General features: G+C 69.1%; 17 protein-coding genes. 14 read left to right on the top strand and 3 right to left on the bottom strand.

The annotated features are described in order from the left end of the window. Positions 1-68: 68 nt before the first annotated feature. Complete coding sequence (locus ACVWYS_RS18325) at positions 69-593, top strand: GNAT family N-acetyltransferase (protein WP_456510305.1); 525 nt, start codon at positions 69-71, stop codon at positions 591-593. Between the two features lie 145 nt (positions 594-738). Further along, positions 739-1,344, top strand: coding sequence for a LacI family DNA-binding transcriptional regulator (locus ACVWYS_RS18320; RefSeq protein ID WP_456510209.1), 606 nt, complete (start codon positions 739-741; stop codon positions 1,342-1,344). Positions 1,345-1,358: 14 nt separating this feature from the next. Here ACVWYS_RS18320 and ACVWYS_RS18315 read toward each other — a convergent pair whose 3' ends face one another. Beyond that, complete coding sequence (locus ACVWYS_RS18315) at positions 1,359-2,414, bottom strand: bile acid:sodium symporter family protein (protein WP_456510208.1); 1,056 nt, start codon at positions 2,412-2,414, stop codon at positions 1,359-1,361. Between the two features lie 231 nt (positions 2,415-2,645). Here ACVWYS_RS18315 and ACVWYS_RS18310 point away from each other — a divergent pair, with 231 nt between their 5' ends. Then, a complete protein-coding gene (locus tag ACVWYS_RS18310) occupies positions 2,646-4,169 on the top strand; it encodes a SulP family inorganic anion transporter (protein ID WP_456507761.1) in 1,524 nt (507 codons plus the stop codon). 129 nt (positions 4,170-4,298) lie between these two features. Here ACVWYS_RS18310 and ACVWYS_RS18305 read toward each other — a convergent pair whose 3' ends face one another. Then, entirely contained in the window at positions 4,299-5,294 is a 996-nt protein-coding gene (locus ACVWYS_RS18305; protein ID WP_456507760.1) for a LacI family DNA-binding transcriptional regulator, read from the bottom strand. 107 nt (positions 5,295-5,401) lie between these two features. On the opposite strand from ACVWYS_RS18305, the gene ACVWYS_RS18300 reads away from it, so the two are divergent. Both ACVWYS_RS18300 and ACVWYS_RS18295 read left to right on the top strand, forming a co-directional pair. Further along, complete coding sequence (locus ACVWYS_RS18300; RefSeq protein ID WP_456507759.1) at positions 5,402-6,523, top strand: Gfo/Idh/MocA family oxidoreductase; 1,122 nt, start codon at positions 5,402-5,404, stop codon at positions 6,521-6,523. After that, positions 6,520-7,311, top strand: a complete 792-nt coding sequence (locus ACVWYS_RS18295; RefSeq protein ID WP_456507758.1) for a TIM barrel protein — start codon at positions 6,520-6,522, stop codon at positions 7,309-7,311. Before ACVWYS_RS18300 ends, ACVWYS_RS18295 begins: the two co-directional genes overlap by 4 nt. A gap of 95 nt (positions 7,312-7,406) precedes the next feature. Here the strand turns inward: ACVWYS_RS18295 and ACVWYS_RS18290 are convergent, their stop codons facing one another. After that, positions 7,407-8,513, bottom strand: a complete 1,107-nt coding sequence (locus ACVWYS_RS18290) for a GTP pyrophosphokinase (protein ID WP_116765412.1) — start codon at positions 8,511-8,513, stop codon at positions 7,407-7,409. A 245-nt stretch (positions 8,514-8,758) separates the two neighbouring features. On the opposite strand from ACVWYS_RS18290, the gene ACVWYS_RS18285 reads away from it, so the two are divergent. The 9 genes from ACVWYS_RS18285 to ACVWYS_RS18245 all read left to right on the top strand — a co-directional run bounded on the left by ACVWYS_RS18285 (position 8,759) and on the right by ACVWYS_RS18245 (position 16,876). Then, positions 8,759-9,556 (top strand): alpha/beta hydrolase, encoded by a 798-nt coding sequence (locus ACVWYS_RS18285; protein WP_116765413.1) that lies wholly within the window; start codon positions 8,759-8,761, stop codon positions 9,554-9,556. A 150-nt stretch (positions 9,557-9,706) separates the two neighbouring features. Beyond that, positions 9,707-11,059: a Na+/H+ antiporter NhaA gene (nhaA, locus tag ACVWYS_RS18280; RefSeq protein WP_344361591.1), complete on the top strand. Its 1,353-nt coding sequence runs from the start codon at positions 9,707-9,709 to the stop codon at positions 11,057-11,059. Positions 11,060-11,197: 138 nt separating this feature from the next. Then, the gene (locus ACVWYS_RS18275; protein ID WP_456510207.1) at positions 11,198-11,500 is read left to right on the top strand and encodes a rhodanese-like domain-containing protein; all 303 of its coding nucleotides are present in this window, start codon (positions 11,198-11,200) and stop codon (positions 11,498-11,500) included. 16 nt (positions 11,501-11,516) lie between these two features. After that, on the top strand, positions 11,517-12,878 hold the full coding sequence (locus tag ACVWYS_RS18270; protein WP_456510206.1) for an MBL fold metallo-hydrolase: 1,362 nt from the start codon (positions 11,517-11,519) through the stop codon (positions 12,876-12,878). A 131-nt stretch (positions 12,879-13,009) separates the two neighbouring features. Further along, positions 13,010-13,969, top strand: a complete 960-nt coding sequence (locus ACVWYS_RS18265) for a carbohydrate kinase family protein (RefSeq protein ID WP_456510205.1) — start codon at positions 13,010-13,012, stop codon at positions 13,967-13,969. Between the two features lie 58 nt (positions 13,970-14,027). Beyond that, a complete protein-coding gene (locus tag ACVWYS_RS18260) occupies positions 14,028-14,561 on the top strand; it encodes a YbhB/YbcL family Raf kinase inhibitor-like protein (RefSeq protein WP_456510204.1) in 534 nt (177 codons plus the stop codon). Between the two features lie 156 nt (positions 14,562-14,717). Then, positions 14,718-15,536, top strand: a complete 819-nt coding sequence (locus tag ACVWYS_RS18255) for an HAD family hydrolase (RefSeq protein ID WP_456510203.1) — start codon at positions 14,718-14,720, stop codon at positions 15,534-15,536. A 133-nt stretch (positions 15,537-15,669) separates the two neighbouring features. After that, positions 15,670-15,918, top strand: a complete 249-nt coding sequence (locus ACVWYS_RS18250) for a hypothetical protein (protein ID WP_116765418.1) — start codon at positions 15,670-15,672, stop codon at positions 15,916-15,918. 103 nt (positions 15,919-16,021) lie between these two features. Continuing rightward, positions 16,022-16,876, top strand: a complete 855-nt coding sequence (locus tag ACVWYS_RS18245; RefSeq protein ID WP_456510202.1) for a glycerophosphodiester phosphodiesterase — start codon at positions 16,022-16,024, stop codon at positions 16,874-16,876. Positions 16,877-16,878 lie beyond the last annotated feature (2 nt).

Raw genomic sequence — 16,878 nt, 5'->3', positions numbered from 1 at the left:
CCCCGCCGACCCCGCCGGAGGAGACTCCGCCGTCGAACAAGTCAGCCCTGACAGTCCTGAACCTCCCCATGAGCGACCCCCGGGTCCGACCCCTCCTGGACGAACTCGCGCTCGAATACGACACCCGTTACGGCAACCTCTTTGGCAAGGGAGGCGCAGCGGAGGAACTGAACCGCTACCCGGCCGAGGAATTCGCCGCGCCCGGCGGGGCCCTTCTGATTGTGCGCGAGAACGGCGAATCCGTGGCCGGCGGCGCCTTCCGCCGGCACGACCCGAAGACGGCAGAATTCAAGCGGATCTGGACGCATTCGGCACATCGCCGCCGGGGACTTGCCCGCTTCGTCCTCGCCGAGCTGGAGGCGTTGGCCGCCCGCCGTGGCTACCGCAGGGTCTACCTGACCACCGGCCCCCGTCAGCCCGAGGCGAAACACCTCTACCTGAATACCGGCTACGAGGCTCAGTTCGACCTCTCCGCCGATCCCGAAAGCATCGGGCCGCTCGCATTCACCAAGGACCTCCCCAACCGAAACCCCAGGGTGAACCCCAACGTGGAGTCACTTAGCGCCCGTCTAGGGCCTCGGGATGGGCACTAAGTGACTCCGCGTTGCTTGCTCGTGGCGCAGCCTGCCATGGGCCGGGGAGCGTTGCTTCGGGCTAGAGTTCCACATGGGGTCTACCCCTAGGACGAAGCATTCAGGAGCCGCCACGAAACGGCGGAGAAGCAGCCGGGAGTCATCAGTGCGGCATGGATCCAAGCCCACCATCCGCGACGTCGCAGAGACGGCCGGGGTCTCCGTCACCACCGTCTCCTACGTGCTGTCCGGCCGGTCCGGCGGCACCACCCGGATCAGCGAGGCCACCCAGGACCGGGTGCATGCCGCGGTCCGCGAACTTGGCTACGTGGCCAACCGGAGCGCCCGCGGCATGCGGCGGGGCCGGACGGAGCTGGTGGCCGTGGCCATCGCGGACCTCGAGAACCCCCGGGACCGCGCCCTCGCCACGCTGCTGGCCGCCATCCTGCCGGAGCACGGCTACCAGACGGTCGTCCTGCTGGGCGGGGGCTGGCGGCAGTTCATGCTCGCCGGCGGCGCCGACGGCGTGATCCGCACGGGCGCCTCCGAGACCGCCGAAGACTCCGCAGCCATGGCGGAACTCGCCGCCCGCGGCGTGGCCCAGGTGCTCATCACCGACGACGCCGGCGCCGGCGCCCTTGACGCCAACCGAGACGGCATCCCGGATGTTCCGGCGGGATACGACGTCGTGCCTGCGGGATCCGAAAGCCCGGAGGCCCTGGCCGAGCGCGCCGTCACTGCGCTGCTCGGCCGGCTGCGGAGCTTGCAGTAAAGCTAGCCCCGCCTTTAGGCGTTCAGCGCGGCGGCTTCCGGCACGGTGGTCTCCGGTGCTGCGGCGTCCCGGATGGGGCGCCGGGCCAGCCACGCCGCCACGATGGCGCCGGAGATGTTGTGCCACAGGGAGAAGACAGCGGACGGCAGCGCGGCCAGCGGGCTAAAGTGCGCCGTGGCGAGGGTTGCGGCGAGGCCGGAGTTCTGCATCCCGACCTCAAAGGCGAGGGCCCTGCGCGCCCGGTCGTCAAGGCGCCCCACCTTGCCGGCCAGGTACCCCAGGCCGAGCCCGAAGCCGTTGTGCAGAACCACAGCTAGGAACACGATGCCGCCCGCGGCGACGATCTTGCTGGCGCTTCCGGCCACCACGATCGCCACGATCAGCGAAATCACGACGGCGGACGCCCACGGCAGTGCCGGCAGAACCTGGGCCACGACCTTCTTGAGGAAGAGGCGGGCCAGCAGGCCTGCGACAACGGGCAGGAGGACGGTCTTGAGGATGTCCTGGACCATGCCGCCGGCGTCGATGCTCAGGTACGAGCCGGCCAGGAACAAGACCAGCAGCGGCGTGACGATCGGGGCAATCAGGGTGGACACGGACGCGACGGCCACGGACAGGGCCACATCGCCCTTGGCGAGGAACGCCATCACATTGGAGGCGGTGCCCGACGGCGCGCAGCCCACCAGGATCAGGCCCACAGCCAGCTCCGGTTCGAGGTGCAGGGCGACGGCGATCAGCCAGCCGGCACCCGGCATGATGACATAGTGGGCCACGATTCCCAGGGCCACCGCCCAGGGACGCTTGGCCACCGAGGCGAAATCGGGCGGGGTCAGGGTCAGGCCCATGCAGAACATGATGATGCCCAGCAGGAACGGCACACTGGGCGCCAGGGGTTTGAAGGCTCCGGGGAGCAGGAAGCCGGCAACGCCGGCCGCCACGACGAGGATGGGGAAGATCGTCACCGCGATGCGCGCGATCTTTGCCTCGGCCGCGAGGGCGGGATTGAGGGGGACGGCGGCGGCGGTGCCCGCGTCCCGGGAGGAATTCGGAGTTTTAGTTGCCTCAAGCATCCAAGCATGGTGCCACCGCCGTCCGCGGACTGGCTACTTCGTGACCACCTGGTGGACAAATATGTCAGATTTATAGCCATTCCGCCCCCGGCGGGGCTACTTGGGTAGGGTTTCATGAGTGGGTGAGCCCAGGACGGCGAACTCCCCACTCCCTCCGGCGCGGCGCGGCGCCCCACAATCCTTGAAATCCGAAGGCTGACTGTGCCTTCTTGACCACGAACGGAGCCAGCAATGGCCGTCAAAACTGCCGCAGATGCCCCGGCCTTCACGCCCGAGCAACTGCAATCCGTCCGGGGCGCCTTGAGGTCCCCTCGCCGGCTCAAAACCGAAGTGCTCGGCGGCCTTGTGGTGGCCCTGGCCCTCATCCCGGAGGCGATCGCCTTCTCGATCATCGCCGGAGTGGACCCGCGGATCGGACTCTTCGCCTCCTTCACCATGGCCGTCACCATCTCCTTCGTCGGCGGGCGCCCCGCGATGATCTCGGCGGCCACCGGCGCCGTCGCCCTGGTGATCGCCCCGCTCGTGAAGTCCCACGGGCTGGACTACCTTGTCGCGGCGGTGATCCTGGCCGGCCTTTTCCAGATCATCCTGGGCCTGTCCGGGGTGGCAAGGCTGATGCGCTTCATCCCGCGCTCCGTGATGGTGGGCTTCGTCAACGCCCTGGCGATCCTGATCTTCCTCTCCCAGGTGCCCGAGCTGATCGGCGTCCCGTGGCTGGTCTATCCGCTCACCGCGGCAGGCCTGCTGATCGTCTTCGGCCTGCCCGGGCTGACCAAAGCCGTTCCGGCGCCTCTGGTGGCCATCATTGTCCTGACACTCATCACCGTCCTGGCCGCCGTCGCCGTTCCCACCGTGGGGGACAAGGGTGCGCTTCCGGACTCGCTGCCCTCCCTGTCCCTTCCCGGTGTGCCGGTCACGTTCGAAACGCTGCAGGTGATTTTCCCCTTCGCGCTGGCCATGGCCTTCGTGGGGCTGCTCGAATCCCTCATGACGGCGAAGCTCGTGGACGACATCACCGACACCCGCTCGCCCAAAACCCGCGAGGCCTGGGGCCAGGGCGTGGCCAACATTGTCACCGGCTTCTTTGGCGGCATGGGCGGCTGCGCGATGATCGGCCAGACCATGATCAACGTCAAGGCCTCCGGCGCCCGCACCCGGATCTCCACCTTCCTGGCCGGCGTCTTCCTGCTCATCCTCGTGGTGGCTCTCGGCGGCATCGTGTCGCTGATCCCGATGGCCGCGCTCGTGGCCGTCATGATCTTCGTTTCCGTTGCCACTTTCGACTGGCACAGCATCAGGCCCTCCACGCTCAAGGCGCTGCCCAAGAGCGAAACGCTCGTCATGGTCGCCACTGTCGCCGTCACCGTGGCCACGCACAACCTGGCGATCGGCGTCGGCGTCGGCGTCCTGGTCGCCATGGTCCTGTTTGCCCGGCGGGTGGCGCACTTCGTCACCGTGGAGCGGTCCCTGGCGGAGGGCGATGGCGGCCAACTCGCCACCTACAAGGTGGACGGCGAACTGTTCTTCGCCTCCTCGAACGACCTCTACACCCAGTTCGAGTACGCCCTGGACCCTGACCGCGTGGTTATTGACATGCGCGACTCCCATCTCTGGGATGCCTCCACGATCGCCGCACTGGATGCCATTACCGAGAAGTACCGCCAGCACGGCAAGAGCGTCGAAGTGGTGGGCCTCAACGACGCCAGCCTGGCGATGCGCGAGCGGCTCGCCGGAAAGCTCGGCGCCGGGCACTAGCAGGCCGGCAGTGGCGGCTTGCTGGCGTCGGAGTTTCCCCGCCTTCGGAAGTTCCTTCCGGCGTGTTGCGCCGAACCGCCGGCGATTGGCGGCGTCGTGCCTCTAAGGGTGGGGAGATTCGGCGGCGGGTCAGCTTGGGCGCGCCGGTCCGGTGGTGTTGCGGACCACCAGATGCGGTGTCCTGACCAGGTGAGCCGGGGCGTCGGCTCCTGCCAGCCGCTCGACTGCCCTGTCCACGGCGGCAGTGGCGAGGAGGGGCGCGTCCTGGCTGACAGAAGTCAGTTGCACGTAGCTGAGCCGGGCAAACTGGCTGTCGTCATAGCCGACCACTGATACGTCCGCCGGCACGCGCAGCCCTGCGGTCCGGAGGCCCTCGATCACCCCGAGGGCCGACCTGTCATTGAAGGCGATCACGGCGGACGGGGGGTTGCCCCGGAGCGATGCACAGGCCCTGAGTCCGTCTTCCTCGGTGAGGCCGCCCGGAACCACGAAAGGCTCCAGCCCCCGGCGGAGCATTTCGGTGCGAAAGGCATCCCGGCGCTGGTCGGCCGAGACCGCCGCCTCGCCGTCGACATGGACAATTCTTCGATGACCCAAGGCGGCGAGGTGTTCAACGGCCAGCCGGATGCCGGCGTGGTTGTCGCTGCTGACGGAGTCCACTTGGTCTCCGACGTCGTCGCGCAGGAGGCTCACCACCGGTGCCCGGCGTGCAAACCCGGCGAGCTCCTGGCTGCCCAGTGTCGGGGAGATGAGGATCAGCGCCTCGCATCCCATATCCAGGAGAGCCTCCGCCGCACGCGTTTCCGGCCGGCCGCTGGCGACGGCGCTCAAGGCGATTTCGTAGCCCCGTTCCGCGGCGCCGGCATAGGCGGCGTCGACGATCTCGGCGTGGAACGGCTCTGACGTGAAGAAGCTCAACCCGAGAAGCCTGGTCCGCGCGCTGCGCAACAGCCGGGCCCGGCTGTCCGGCCGGTAGCCGAGTTCCCGGGCCGCTTCGAGCACCTTCTTCCGGGTGGACTCGGCCGCGCCCGGGGCGCCGCGCATCACGATGGACACCAGGGCACGTGAGACGCCGGCGGCCTCGGCGACGTCCATGAGCGTGGGGCGGCGCTGCTGTTCGGTCATTCTTGCTCCTTGCTTTCAACCAGTCTATAGAACGTTCTAGACATTCACCGGCAGCAGGTACATCATGGTTCTACTAGAACGATCTACAACCCAGGCTAGGAGTTTTCATGAGCTATCTGCAGCACCCGGTCAGCGACGACCGGCCCGTCCGCGTCGGACTCATCGGCGCCGGCTGGATTGGCAAGTTCCACGCAGAGTCCGTGGCGCACCGGATTCCGGGTGCCCGTCTGGAGGCCATTGCCGATCCCGCCCTCCCCGCGGTCGAAGCCCTCGCTGGCCGGCTGGGAGTGCGCAAAATCAGCACGGACCCGGCAGACGTGATGAATGATCCGGACATTGACGCGGTCCTCATCGCGGCGCCGGCCCGGTTCCATTCGGACCTGATTGCTGCTGCGGCCCGGGCCGGGAAGGACGTGTTCTGCGAGAAGCCGGGTGGCCGGATTATTGAGGAGTTGGACGGTGCCCTTGATGCAGCCGATGCTGCCGGCGTCATTGTTCAGTTCGGCTTCAACCGGCGCTATGCAAACGACTTCGCCGCGGCACGGAATCTGATCGACGACGGCGCCGTGGGAGTCCCCCAGCTGCTCCGGTCGCTGACGCGGGATCCGGGCACCGTGGCAGGCCTTGCCGCCCCCGAGCGGATTGCGCCGGGAACCATCTTCCTGGAAACCCTGATCCACGATTTCGACACCCTGAACTGGCTGAACCCGGGCGCCGTGCCGGTCCGGGTCCACGCGGTCGCCGACGCGCTGGTCGCCCCTGAGCGGAAAGCAGGCGGACTGCTGGACACGGCGGTGGTGACGGTGACGTACAGCAACGGTGCCATCGCGGTGGCCGAGGCCAATTTCAACGCCCTGTACGGCTACGACGTGCGCGGCGAAGTCTTTGGCTCGGCGGGCATGGTTACTGCCGGCGGGCCCCAGGCGTCCAGCGCGACGAGCTACACCGCGGCCGGCATCGCCTCCTCCACCGTGCGGCTGAACGTGGATCTTTTCCATGATGCCTACACTGCGGAGCTGGCCCACTTCGTCGACGCCGTCAAGGCGCGCCGCGGGAACCAGGCGGCCCCCGGAACCCCGGGCCCCGGCGGCACCGACGCCCGCAACGCCCTGGCCGTGGCACTCGCGGCGATCCGCTCGAACGAGACCGGGCTTCCCGTGGAGGTTTCCTCGATCGCCGAACTGCGGGCCGCCGAGCCCGCGCTCCACGCCGTAGGGCAGGGAGAATGAGCTTCCGCCTGGCCGTTTGCGCCGAGATGGTCTATGGCGAGCTGGACCTCATCGAGAGGGTGCGGCGGATCCACGGTCAAGGCTTCGAGGTGGAACTCTGGGATACGCGCGGGCGGGACATTTCCGCCCTCGCCGCGACTGGTGCACGCTTCTCCTCGATGAGCGGCTACTTCGGCGGCAGCCTGATCGACCCCGAAAGCGCCGACGAGGTGGTGGCTTCGGCCGAAAAGCTGATTCCCACCGCGCTGGAACTCGGAGTCGAGCGGATGGTGGTCCACCCGGCCGAGCTCGGGGAAGGCGGCCGCGCCGTCCGGCCAACGTACCGGTCCACGGGCCAAATGTGGCTGACCGGCCTCCGGACCCTCGAACGCCTGGCAGTCCTGGGCGAGAAGCACGGTGTGACGTTTGCGCTCGAGAACCTCAACACCATCCTGGACCACCCCGGCATCCCGCTGGCCCGGGCCAAGGACACCCTCACCCTGGTCTCGGCGGTCGACCATCCCCACGTGAAGATGATGCTGGATCTGTACCATGCCCAGATCGGGGAAGGGAACCTGATCGAACTCGTCAGGGCTGCGCTGCCGTGGACGGGGGAGATCCAGGTGGCCGACGTCCCGGGCCGGTTCGAACCCGGCACCGGGGAAATCAACTACCGCGCTGTTGCGGCGGCGCTGAGGGAAGCCGGCTACTCCGGCGTCATCGGCCTTGAAGCCGGCGCCGTCGGCGGGCAAGGACTGGCTGCAGGCGATGCCGCCCTGGCCGCGTTCCGGGCGGCGTTCGAGGGCTGAGCGCGGCCTGAGCGCGGCCTGATCGCGTGCACCGGGCCGCCCCTGGGTAATGCCGCTGTGTAACGCCGCCGCACCCACCCTGCGCGAGGCCGCCACTACCCCTGCGTGAGCCGGTAGCGTTCGATCTGCTTGAGCCGCCGCAGCAGGCTGTCGCGCCGGGGGTGGGGGACGGCGTCGGCCGGCTCGGCGGTGAGCTCGATGTGTTCGGTGCCGTACTGCCACAGCAGCAGGTCATCGAGCAGCCGGTCCGGGCCGGGGGAGTAGCGGTGGTCCAGGGCCTGGCGGACCTCGGTGATCCGGTTGGCGCTGAGAAGACCGGCGAGCTGCATGGTCTGGTTGAGCCCATGGGCTGCCATGAGTTCCGCAGCCCAGCCCCAGTCGTCGTCGACCTTCCGGTCCACGTGCGGCAGCAGAGTCCGCCAGACGTCGCGGATCCGGTTGGGCGTCAGCGGTGCGGCACCCTCGCCCTCCACATCCCAGTAACTGCGGACCTCCTCATAGCGCTCGTGCAGGTCCGAAAAGGCGCTTTCCACGGTTTCCAGCATGGCTGCCGTGGCGGTGAACTGGCGGTCGAAGTGCGGGGTCCAGGCCCGGGGGTCCTCGGCCTTGAAGCGAATGTCGTGCTCGATCTCGCTCCAGGCGTGGGCGAACACCGTGCGGATCTGGCATTCGAAGAAGTAGCTGCCGTTCGGCGGGACATCCGGGTTGAAGACCTGCTGGTAGTCCTTGACCGCCTCGTTTTGGATGGTCCGCAGGATCAGGTGCCGGCTGGAGTAGCCGTAGGTGCCGGACTCGATCGAGCCGATGTCCTTTTCGCGGTCTCCGCGGCAGTCGAAGAGCTGGCGCTGGCGCTTAATGAGGTTGGCCGCCACCGCGTTTTCCGCCGGCAGCTTGGTGATCACGCGGATGCCCACCATGTCGTTCAGGGTCCGGAAGGGGTCCGGGAACTTCAGCACCAGCGGCCCGCCCGGCTCCAGCGGTTTTTCCGTGCGGGAAATCTTCTCGCGGAAGGATTCGACGGTCTTGGTGCGTCCGGTGACGAACAGCGGCATGACCTCGGTGTCCTTGAACATGGTCCGCAGAGTGAGCAGGACCTCCCGGGTAACTAGTTTCAGCGCAGGCCGGACCCGCTCGTACAATTCCACGTTTTCCTGCACGGAATCGCGCAGGCTCGGGTCCAAACGCTCCCAGTTGCTCGCCATGCGTCCAGCTTACGGCGCACCCCCGACGTCGGGCGGCAGGCACTCCCGCGGCCGGGTCGCAGCCACCCCCGACGCCGGCGCCTCCGGGCGGCATGCAGGAGCCCGACCTGCGCGGGGCCGCGCGGCGTCCACTGTAGGCTCAGCACATGGCTGATGTGCGGCGGCGGACTTGGATCGCGGCCGCAGCGACGGTGACGCTGGGGGCAGTCTCCGCCGCCTGTTCACCGGGCCCCAAGGAGGACGCTGTGAAGAGGCAGAAGTATCACTATGGCGAGGACCCCAGCCAGTGGGGCGAGCTTTTCCTCCCGGACGTGGCCGCGCCCAAGGGCGTGGTGGTGGTGATCCATGGCGGCTACTGGCGTTCGCAGTATGGTGCGGAACTCGGCGAACCCCTGGCCAAGGACCTCGCCACGCACGGCATGGCCGCCTGGAACCTGGAGTACCGGCGGGCCGGCAACGGCGGAGGCTGGCCTAACACCTTTGCCGACGTCCTGGCCGGAATCGACAAGCTCGGCGAGCTCGCGGACGAGCACGGGCTCGGCCTGGACCGGGTGGTGGCCCTGGGACACTCGGCCGGCGGCCACCTTGCAGTCTGGGCGGCGGGACGCAGCCGGCTCTCCGGACTCGGCGCCCCGGACGCGGACCGTCAGCTGGCGCGCAGGGCCGACGACGGCGGCGCGGTGCACCTGACCGGCGTCGTGAGCCAGTCAGGGGTGCTGAACCTGGCGGCCGCCGAGCGGCTCAACCTCAGCAACGGCGCGGTCAGCAATTTCCTCGGCGGCTCGTCGGAGAAATACCCCAAACGGCATAAATACGCGGACCCCATGAGTGCGGTGCCGTTGAGCGTGCCGATCTATGCCGTCCACGGCACTGAAGACGACACTGTGCCGTTCAGCCAGTCCGAGACCTACGCCGGAGCGGCCAAGGCGGCCGGTGCGCCGGTGCAGCTGCTCAAGGTGCCGGGCGACCACTTCGCGCTCATTGATCCCAAGGCGCCCGCCTACCGGAAGTGCCGCGAACTGGTGCAGCAGATGCTGGCCTGACATCCGGGCTGCGAGGGCGGGTGGTGGATTTGTGCGGCGGCGGCTCAGACCGGCCGCCGCCCCCAGGGGGCCGAAAGCGCATAGACTGGAGCCCAGGTGCGCCGGGAAGTCTGGTCGGCATAGTTTCGTCGACCCCACTTTGAGGACCCCATGAGCGACCTGCCCCCTTCTCCCGCACCTCCTCGCCTCACCGTCTTCGCCCGCGGCAGCTACGCGGAAGCGCTGCGCATCGGCGAAATCCTCCGCAAGGAAACCGTCGGCGGCGCGCTTCTGGTCGCCGCGGCGGTGGCGGCCCTGATCTGGGCCAACTCGCCGGCGTCGGAAAGCTACTTCGCGCTGCGCGATTTCACTATCGGCTACGAGCCCTGGCACCTGGACCTGAGCCTGGGAGCCTGGGCCGCCGACGGGCTGCTGGCGGTCTTCTTCTTCCTGGTCGGGCTCGAACTCAAACGGGAGTTCGTCGCGGGCGACCTGCGGCAGCTGAGCAAATCCGTGGTGCCGGTGGCTGCGGCCGTGGGCGGCGTGGCCGTTCCCGCGCTCATCTACGCGGCCGTCAACGTTGCGGACGCCGAGACCCTGCGGGGCTGGGCGATCCCCACCGCCACGGACATCGCGTTCGCGGTCGCCGTGCTGGCGCTCATCGGTTCGCACCTTCCCAGCGCGTTGCGCATCTTCCTGCTGACCCTGGCCGTCGTGGACGATCTTCTCGCCATCACCATCATCGCGGTCTTCTACACGAGCGAACTCCACCCGCTCCCGCTTCTGTTGGCTCTGCTCCCGCTCGGCCTCTACACATTCCTGGTGCAGAAATACCGGCGGTTCTTCGGCACCCACGGGCTGGCCGCCTGGGTGATCCTGCTGCCGCTCGGCGCCGCAACGTGGGCGCTGGTCCATGCGTCCGGCATCCACGCCACCGTGGCCGGTGTCCTGCTCGGCTTTGCCGTTCCTGTGATTCGCTCCCGGGCCAGCGGCGGTCCCGAGGCCGGCCCCGGCCTCGCGGAGATCTTCGAACACCGGTTCCGCCCGATCTCGGCCGGCGTCGCTGTCCCGGTCTTCGCATTCTTTTCCGCCGGTGTGGCCATCGGCGGCCTGCAGGGCCTCGGCGCCGCCCTGACCGATCCCGTTGCGGTCGGCATTATCCTGGCCCTCGTGCTCGGAAAACCTGCCGGCATCCTGGGCACCACGTGGCTCATCACCAAAGCCACCCGCGCCCGGCTGGACGGCTCCTTCAAATGGATCGACGTCTTCGGCCTGTCGATCCTGGCCGGGATCGGTTTCACGGTGTCGCTGCTGGTGGCCGAGCTGAGCTTCGGGCAAGGCACTGTCCACGACGACCACGCAAAGGTCGGAATCCTCGCGGCCTCGCTGCTCGCCGCGCTGCTGGCCAGCGCGGTACTCCGGATCCGCAACACGCACTACCGCCGCGCGGAAGAGGAAGAAAGGATCGACTCGGACCACGACGGCATCCCCGACGTCTATCAGCAGGGCCATCCGGCAGGCTAGCGCTGCAGGCTAGTCGGGGGAGTAGATTTGGCGGTGGGGCCGAAGGCGACGCCCGGAGCACGTATGATACCCCAAGGGGTATCATTATTGAGCTGGATTAAGCGCGCCGGGCCACCGGCGCCCTCGAAAGGAACAGGCATGAAGAGCATTTCCGTCAAGGACCTGGCCGCCCTGGGCGAAGCCACTGAAATCGTCGATGTCCGCGAGGACGACGAATTCGCGGCGGTCCGCGTCCCCGGGGCCAGGAGCATCCCGCTCTCGCGGTTTGTGCAGTCCATCGACGAGGTTCCGGCCAGCGGCACCATCTACGTCATGTGCGCCGCCGGGGGCCGCAGCGCCCAGGCCACCACATACCTGGAAGACCAGGGGTACGACGCCGTCAACGTCACCGGCGGAATCATGCAGTGGCAGGATGAGGGACACCCCGTCAACCGGGGCTGACAGCCCGGGAGGGGCCATGGAAGTCATTGTCATCGAGACCCCGCAGCTCGGGGACCGCAGCTACCTGGTCCACGACGGCTCGGTGGCGTTGGCGATCGACCCGCAGCGTGACACGGACCGCATCGAAGCCGCAGCCCGCGACGCCGGGGTCACCATCACCCACGTGGCCGAGACCCACCTGCACAACGACTACATCACCGGCGGCCTCATCCTGGCCCGCGCGCACGGCGCCGACTACCTGGTGAACGCCACCGATCCCGTGGCGTTCGAGCGCACGCCCGTCACCGACGGCCAGACGGTCCGCGTAGGCGCGCTCACCGTCAAGGCGGTCGCCACCCCGGGCCACACGCACACCCATATGTCGTACATCGTGGACGACGGCGTGAAGCAGGCCGTCTTCTCGGGCGGGAGCCTGCTCTACGGTTCGGTCGGGCGCACGGACCTCGTTGCCGCGGCGGACACCGTCGGCCTGACCCACGATCAGTACGCCTCGGTCCGGCGCCTCGTCGCGGAGTCCGGGCACGACGCCGCGCTGTTCCCGACCCACGGGTTCGGCTCGTTCTGCTCCTCCGGGCCGGCCTCCGGTGCCCGGTCTTCCACGATCGGCGAGCAGCTCGCCGCCAACCATGCCCTGACGGACCCCGACGAGGACCACTTCGTCCGCCAGCTCATCGCCAACCTCACGGACCACCCCTCTTACTACGCCCACATGAGCCCGGCCAACGTCCGCGGACCGGGCCCCGCCGATCTGGCAGTCCCCGAATCGCTCGACGCCGCCGAGCTCGCCCGGCGACTGGACGGCGGCGAGTGGGTGGTGGATCTGCGGCATCGTGTGGCCTTCGCCAGCAGCCACCTCCAGGGCAGCGTCAGCTTCGAATACGGCACGGGATCCAGTTTCACCACCTACCTGGGCTGGGTGTTGCCGTGGGGTGAACCGCTGACCCTCGTGGGCTCGCAGGAGGATATCGAGAAGGCCATCCGCGACCTCTCCCGGATCGGCATCGAATCCCCGGACGCCGCCGTCGGAACCGACCCGCATGCCCTTGCGCCGCAGGCCGCCCTCGCGTCGTACCCCCGCGTGGACTGGGGCGGTGTGCTGACCGGCCGGGCCGCCGGGGACACCGTCCTGGACGTGCGCCGTGCCGATGAATTCGCGGCGTCCCGGGTGGTGGGCGCGGTCAACATCCCGCTACATGAACTGCTGCTGCGCCTTGAGGACGTCCCTGCCGGGAAGCTCTGGGTGCACTGCACGTCCGGGTATCGCGCAGGGGTCGCCGCGAGCCTCCTCCAGCGCGCCGGCCGGGACGTGGTCCACATCGACGCCAGGTTCGCCGACGCCGGTCCCGCCGGGATCGCCGTGGACACCGCCGCCGCCTGAGCCTGAGCGGCCGGGTGGATGCGCGGCCCGGCGGGCCGGGCTGCGCAGCCGCGCCCCGGACACGCGGGGCGGCCCGCGGGCAGGTGGGGCAACACACGGCACCGGACCCGAATCTCTGGCAGAGTATGACCATGCTCACAGTTATTGGCGAGGGGCTGGTTGATGTCGTCCAGCGTTCCTCCGGCGTCCAGGCCCATGTCGGCGGCAGCCCCCTCAATGTGGCGGTGGGGCTGGCGAGGCTGGACCATCCGGTCCAGTTCATTGGCCGCTACGGCCGGGATGCCTACGGCGAAGCCCTGGCGGCGCACCTGAAGTCGAGTTCCGTGCTGCTGCCGCTGGCACCCGACGAGCTTCCCACCAGCGTGGCCGCCGCACTGATTGACGACGCCGGCGCCGCCACCTACACCTTCGACCTCGCCTGGGAGCTCCCCGGCGTCGCGGCGCGCCTCCCGTTCCTCCTGCAGGGAACCACGCTCCTGCACACCGGCTCCATCGCCACGATGCTGGCGCCCGGCGCGGCCGAGGTGCTTGCCGCCGTCGAGCATGCCCACCCGTCCGCCACGATCAGCTTTGACCCCAATTGCCGCCCCAGCATCATCCCGGACGTGGACTATGCCCGCGGGCAGGTCGAAAAGTTTGTGGCCCTCGCGGACGTGGTGAAGGCCTCCGATGAGGACCTTGAATGGCTCTACCCCGGAACGGACCCGTTGGACTCGGCCCGCCGCTGGCTGGCGCTGGGCGGCTCGGAGGGGCCGGCCATGGTGGTGGTGACCCGCGGCGGCAAGGGCCCCTGGGGCATCAACGCCGCCGGCGCTGCGCAGTTCGCCGCCCCCGCAGTGTTAGTCGCGGACACCGTCGGTGCCGGCGATTCCTTCATGGCAGCGCTGCTGTCCGGAGTGGTGGACCTGGGCCTGGACGGGGCACAGAACCGCAAGGCGCTGCGCGAACTCTCCGCCGAAAGCCTCCGCGATCTCCTGGCCCACGCCTCCCGCGCCGCCGCCGTGACCGTGTCCCGCGCCGGCGCCAACCCGCCCACACGCGCCGAGCTGGCCCGGATGGAGCTTGGTGGCGTGGGGACCGGCAACGCATAGCAGGCAGTACCCGAACAGCAGGCAGTACCGAACAGCAACCAGTTCAGGAAAGGCAGCCATGACAGCCCACGATCCTTACGCGCCGCTGCCCGACGTCCCCGCTTTCGACGTCAGCAGCGCATCCTTCCACGACGGCGACACGCTTCCTCCCGCGCAGCGAAGCGGCGTCATGGGCGCCGGCGGCAAGGACGAGTCCCCGCAGCTGAGCTGGAGCGGCGCCCCCGCCGGCACCAAGAGCTACGCGGTGACGGTCTTCGACCCGGACGCCCCCACGGCCAGCGGTTTTTGGCACTGGGCCGTGCTCAACATCCCGGCCGATGTCACGTCATTGCCCGCGGGTGCCGGTTCCCGCGACGGCGCGGCCCTTCCGCCCGGCGCGCTCCAGCTGAAGAACGACGCCGGATTCACCGGCTACGTCGGCGCCGCCCCGCCCAAGGGACACGGTCCGCACCGCTACCTGATCGTGGTCCATGCCGTGGACGTCGAAAAGCTCGACGTCGGCGGGCACGGCAGCCCGGCCAGCCTCGGCTTTGCCCTATTCAGCCACACCCTGGGCCGGGCCAGGCTGACCGGGCACTACGAACAGCACTAGAGGGCCGCGCCGCCGTCGAATTCGCCGGAGACGCTCGAGTTCGCCGGAACGTTCCGGCGAACTCGACACTTTCCGGCGACCCCGGCGCACGGGCCCGCGCAGTTCCACGTCCGGCAGGCGGGATCGGGGCCGCCGCGGCCAACGTAGACTTGCTGTATGCGGCTCGTAGCAAGCGACATCGACGGAACGATCCTCGGCCATTACGGAAAAATCAGCGACCGGACCGTCCGCGCGTTCCACGCCTGCCGCGACGCAGGGGTGGAACTCGTCTTCGTCACGGGCCGCCCGCCGCGCTGGCTCCACCCCCTGCAGGACCAGCTGGGGCATGCCGGCACCGTCATCTGCTCCAACGGCGCCGTGGTCTGGGACCTTGAGGCGGACCGCATGCTCTCAGCCCGTGCGCTGGAGCTGGACGCAGTGTTCGAGGCCCGCCGCATCATCCGGCGCCTGCGCCCGACGGCACTGTTCGCCGCCGAAACCCTGACCGGCTTCCACCTGGAACCGGGCTTCCTCAACTCCGGCACAAGCCCGCTGCTGGCCGAATTCACGCCCGCCCCGCTGCACAGCACCCTCACGGCCGACGACTCCGTGGTGAAGTTCATGGCCATCGTTCGCGAGGGCACCGCCGACGACTTCCTCGCCGAGGTGACCCCCGCCGTCGCCCATTTGGCCGCCGCGACGCACTCGGCGCCGAACATGGCCCTGCTCGAACTGTCCCTGCCCGGCGTCAACAAGGCCGTGACCCTCGCCGAATACGCCGCCTCACTGGGCATCGGCCCCGCAGACGTGGTGGCGTTCGGGGACATGCCCAACGACATCGAGATGCTCCGCTGGGCCGGGGACGGTTACGCCATGGCCAGCGGCCACCCTGAGGCAATCCGCGCCGCTGGCCAGCAGGCGCCGCACTTCGACGACGACGGCGTCGCCCAGATCCTTGAGGCCAAGCTCGCGGAACTCGGCCTCCGGCTTCCCTGAGTTCCACTCCCGAACAGCACCCCCGCGGTGACGTCCCGGTCACCGGATTCCCAGCGGTCGGTCAACTGGCGTTCACCTTGGCCTCCTAGGCTGAAGGCTCGCGACAGATCGTTTGACCGATAGTGGGGAAATCATGGCCAAGTACCGCGTCAACAAAACGGACGACCAACCTCTGCATCCGGCGGAGCCGGACCGGCACTGGCGGCAGTTGCGCCAGGGCGACCGCGTCAGCGTTCGGCTGGCCCCGGGTTTCGAGACCGGCGGCCTGGTGGACGCCGTGACGGCCGACCACAGCGTCGTCTGGGTGGACCTCGACGGCGGCCGCGGCCGGACGCTCCTGCACTGCGGCGACGGCGTCGAAATCCGGCCGCACGACTCCTGACGCCAGCTTCCGCTAACGCCGGGTCGCCCATGCCGCGTTCCGCTCAGCCCGCTCCGGATCGGGGTCCCGCGCGGCCGGATCGGGGCTCGGGTACGCTTCAGGAGTGACGAACCCGCACCCCTACTTTGCCCCCGGCGGGAACTCCGACGGCACCCGCGGCGGCGGCCCGGAGCACGCCGTGCCGGGGGACCAGGACATAGCCCGGGCGCCCCTCGCGATGGCCCACCGCGGCTTCTCCCTGGACGGGCTGGAGAACTCGATGGCCGCGTTCCGCGCCGCCGTCGACCTCGGATTCCGGCACCTGGAGACCGACGTCCACACCACCGCCGACGGCGTGCTGGTGCTCTTCCACGACAAGACTCTGGACCGGGTCACCCAGGAACGCGGCCGTATCGCCGACTTGCCCGCCGCGGCCGTGGCCCGGGCCAGGATCGGCGGAACTGAACCGATCCCGCTGTTTGAGGAACTCATCGCGGCCTTTCCCGACGTCCGGCTCAACATCGACGTCAAGGATTGGAATTCCGTCGACGCCCTGGCCTCGGCAATCGAACGCCACGCGCTGCACGACCGCGTGCTGGTAGCCAGCTTCTCGGACCGGCGGCGCCGCGCCGTGCTTCGGCAGCTGAGCCGGCCGGCCGCGGGCTCTGCGGGCACAGTGTCCAACGCCGTGTTCGTCCTGCTGGGCCCGGTACTGCCGGCGACGCTGATGGGCTTCGTGGCGCGTCGGGCCCTGCAGGGGGTCCATGCGCTCCAGGTACCGGTCCGCTACGGCGCGGTGACCGTGGTGACGCCCGGCTTTGTCCGGCGGGCGCACCGGCACGGGCTGCAGGTGCACGTCTGGACCGTCAACGAACCGGCGGAAATGCACCGTTTGCTCGATCTTGGCGTCGACGGGATCGTCACGGACCGCGCCGACCTGCTCAAGACGGTCCTCACGGAGCGCGGGACCTGGGCCTAAAC

The organism is Arthrobacter sp. TE12231 (assembly GCF_054062895.1).
The sequence above is the reverse complement of the archived record's forward strand: the minus strand, read 5'-3'. Positions and strand labels throughout refer to the sequence as shown.

What these genes read in the sequence shown, in the direction of transcription:
- ACVWYS_RS18325 (WP_456510305.1), top strand. Translation starts at nt 69, where the DNA reads ATGAGCGACCCCCGGGTCCGACCCCTCCTGGACGAACTCGCGCTCGAA.
- ACVWYS_RS18315 (WP_456510208.1), bottom strand. Translation starts at nt 2,414, where the DNA reads ATGCTTGAGGCAACTAAAACTCCGAATTCCTCCCGGGACGCGGGCACC.
- ACVWYS_RS18310 (WP_456507761.1), top strand. Translation starts at nt 2,646, where the DNA reads ATGGCCGTCAAAACTGCCGCAGATGCCCCGGCCTTCACGCCCGAGCAA.
- ACVWYS_RS18305 (WP_456507760.1), bottom strand. Translation starts at nt 5,294, where the DNA reads ATGACCGAACAGCAGCGCCGCCCCACGCTCATGGACGTCGCCGAGGCC.
- ACVWYS_RS18300 (WP_456507759.1), top strand. Translation starts at nt 5,402, where the DNA reads ATGAGCTATCTGCAGCACCCGGTCAGCGACGACCGGCCCGTCCGCGTC.
- ACVWYS_RS18295 (WP_456507758.1), top strand. Translation starts at nt 6,520, where the DNA reads ATGAGCTTCCGCCTGGCCGTTTGCGCCGAGATGGTCTATGGCGAGCTG.
- ACVWYS_RS18290 (WP_116765412.1), bottom strand. Translation starts at nt 8,513, where the DNA reads ATGGCGAGCAACTGGGAGCGTTTGGACCCGAGCCTGCGCGATTCCGTG.
- nhaA (WP_344361591.1), top strand. Translation starts at nt 9,707, where the DNA reads ATGAGCGACCTGCCCCCTTCTCCCGCACCTCCTCGCCTCACCGTCTTC.
- ACVWYS_RS18275 (WP_456510207.1), top strand. Translation starts at nt 11,198, where the DNA reads ATGAAGAGCATTTCCGTCAAGGACCTGGCCGCCCTGGGCGAAGCCACT.
- ACVWYS_RS18270 (WP_456510206.1), top strand. Translation starts at nt 11,517, where the DNA reads ATGGAAGTCATTGTCATCGAGACCCCGCAGCTCGGGGACCGCAGCTAC.
- ACVWYS_RS18265 (WP_456510205.1), top strand. Translation starts at nt 13,010, where the DNA reads ATGCTCACAGTTATTGGCGAGGGGCTGGTTGATGTCGTCCAGCGTTCC.
- ACVWYS_RS18260 (WP_456510204.1), top strand. Translation starts at nt 14,028, where the DNA reads ATGACAGCCCACGATCCTTACGCGCCGCTGCCCGACGTCCCCGCTTTC.
- ACVWYS_RS18255 (WP_456510203.1), top strand. Translation starts at nt 14,718, where the DNA reads ATGCGGCTCGTAGCAAGCGACATCGACGGAACGATCCTCGGCCATTAC.
- ACVWYS_RS18250 (WP_116765418.1), top strand. Translation starts at nt 15,670, where the DNA reads ATGGCCAAGTACCGCGTCAACAAAACGGACGACCAACCTCTGCATCCG.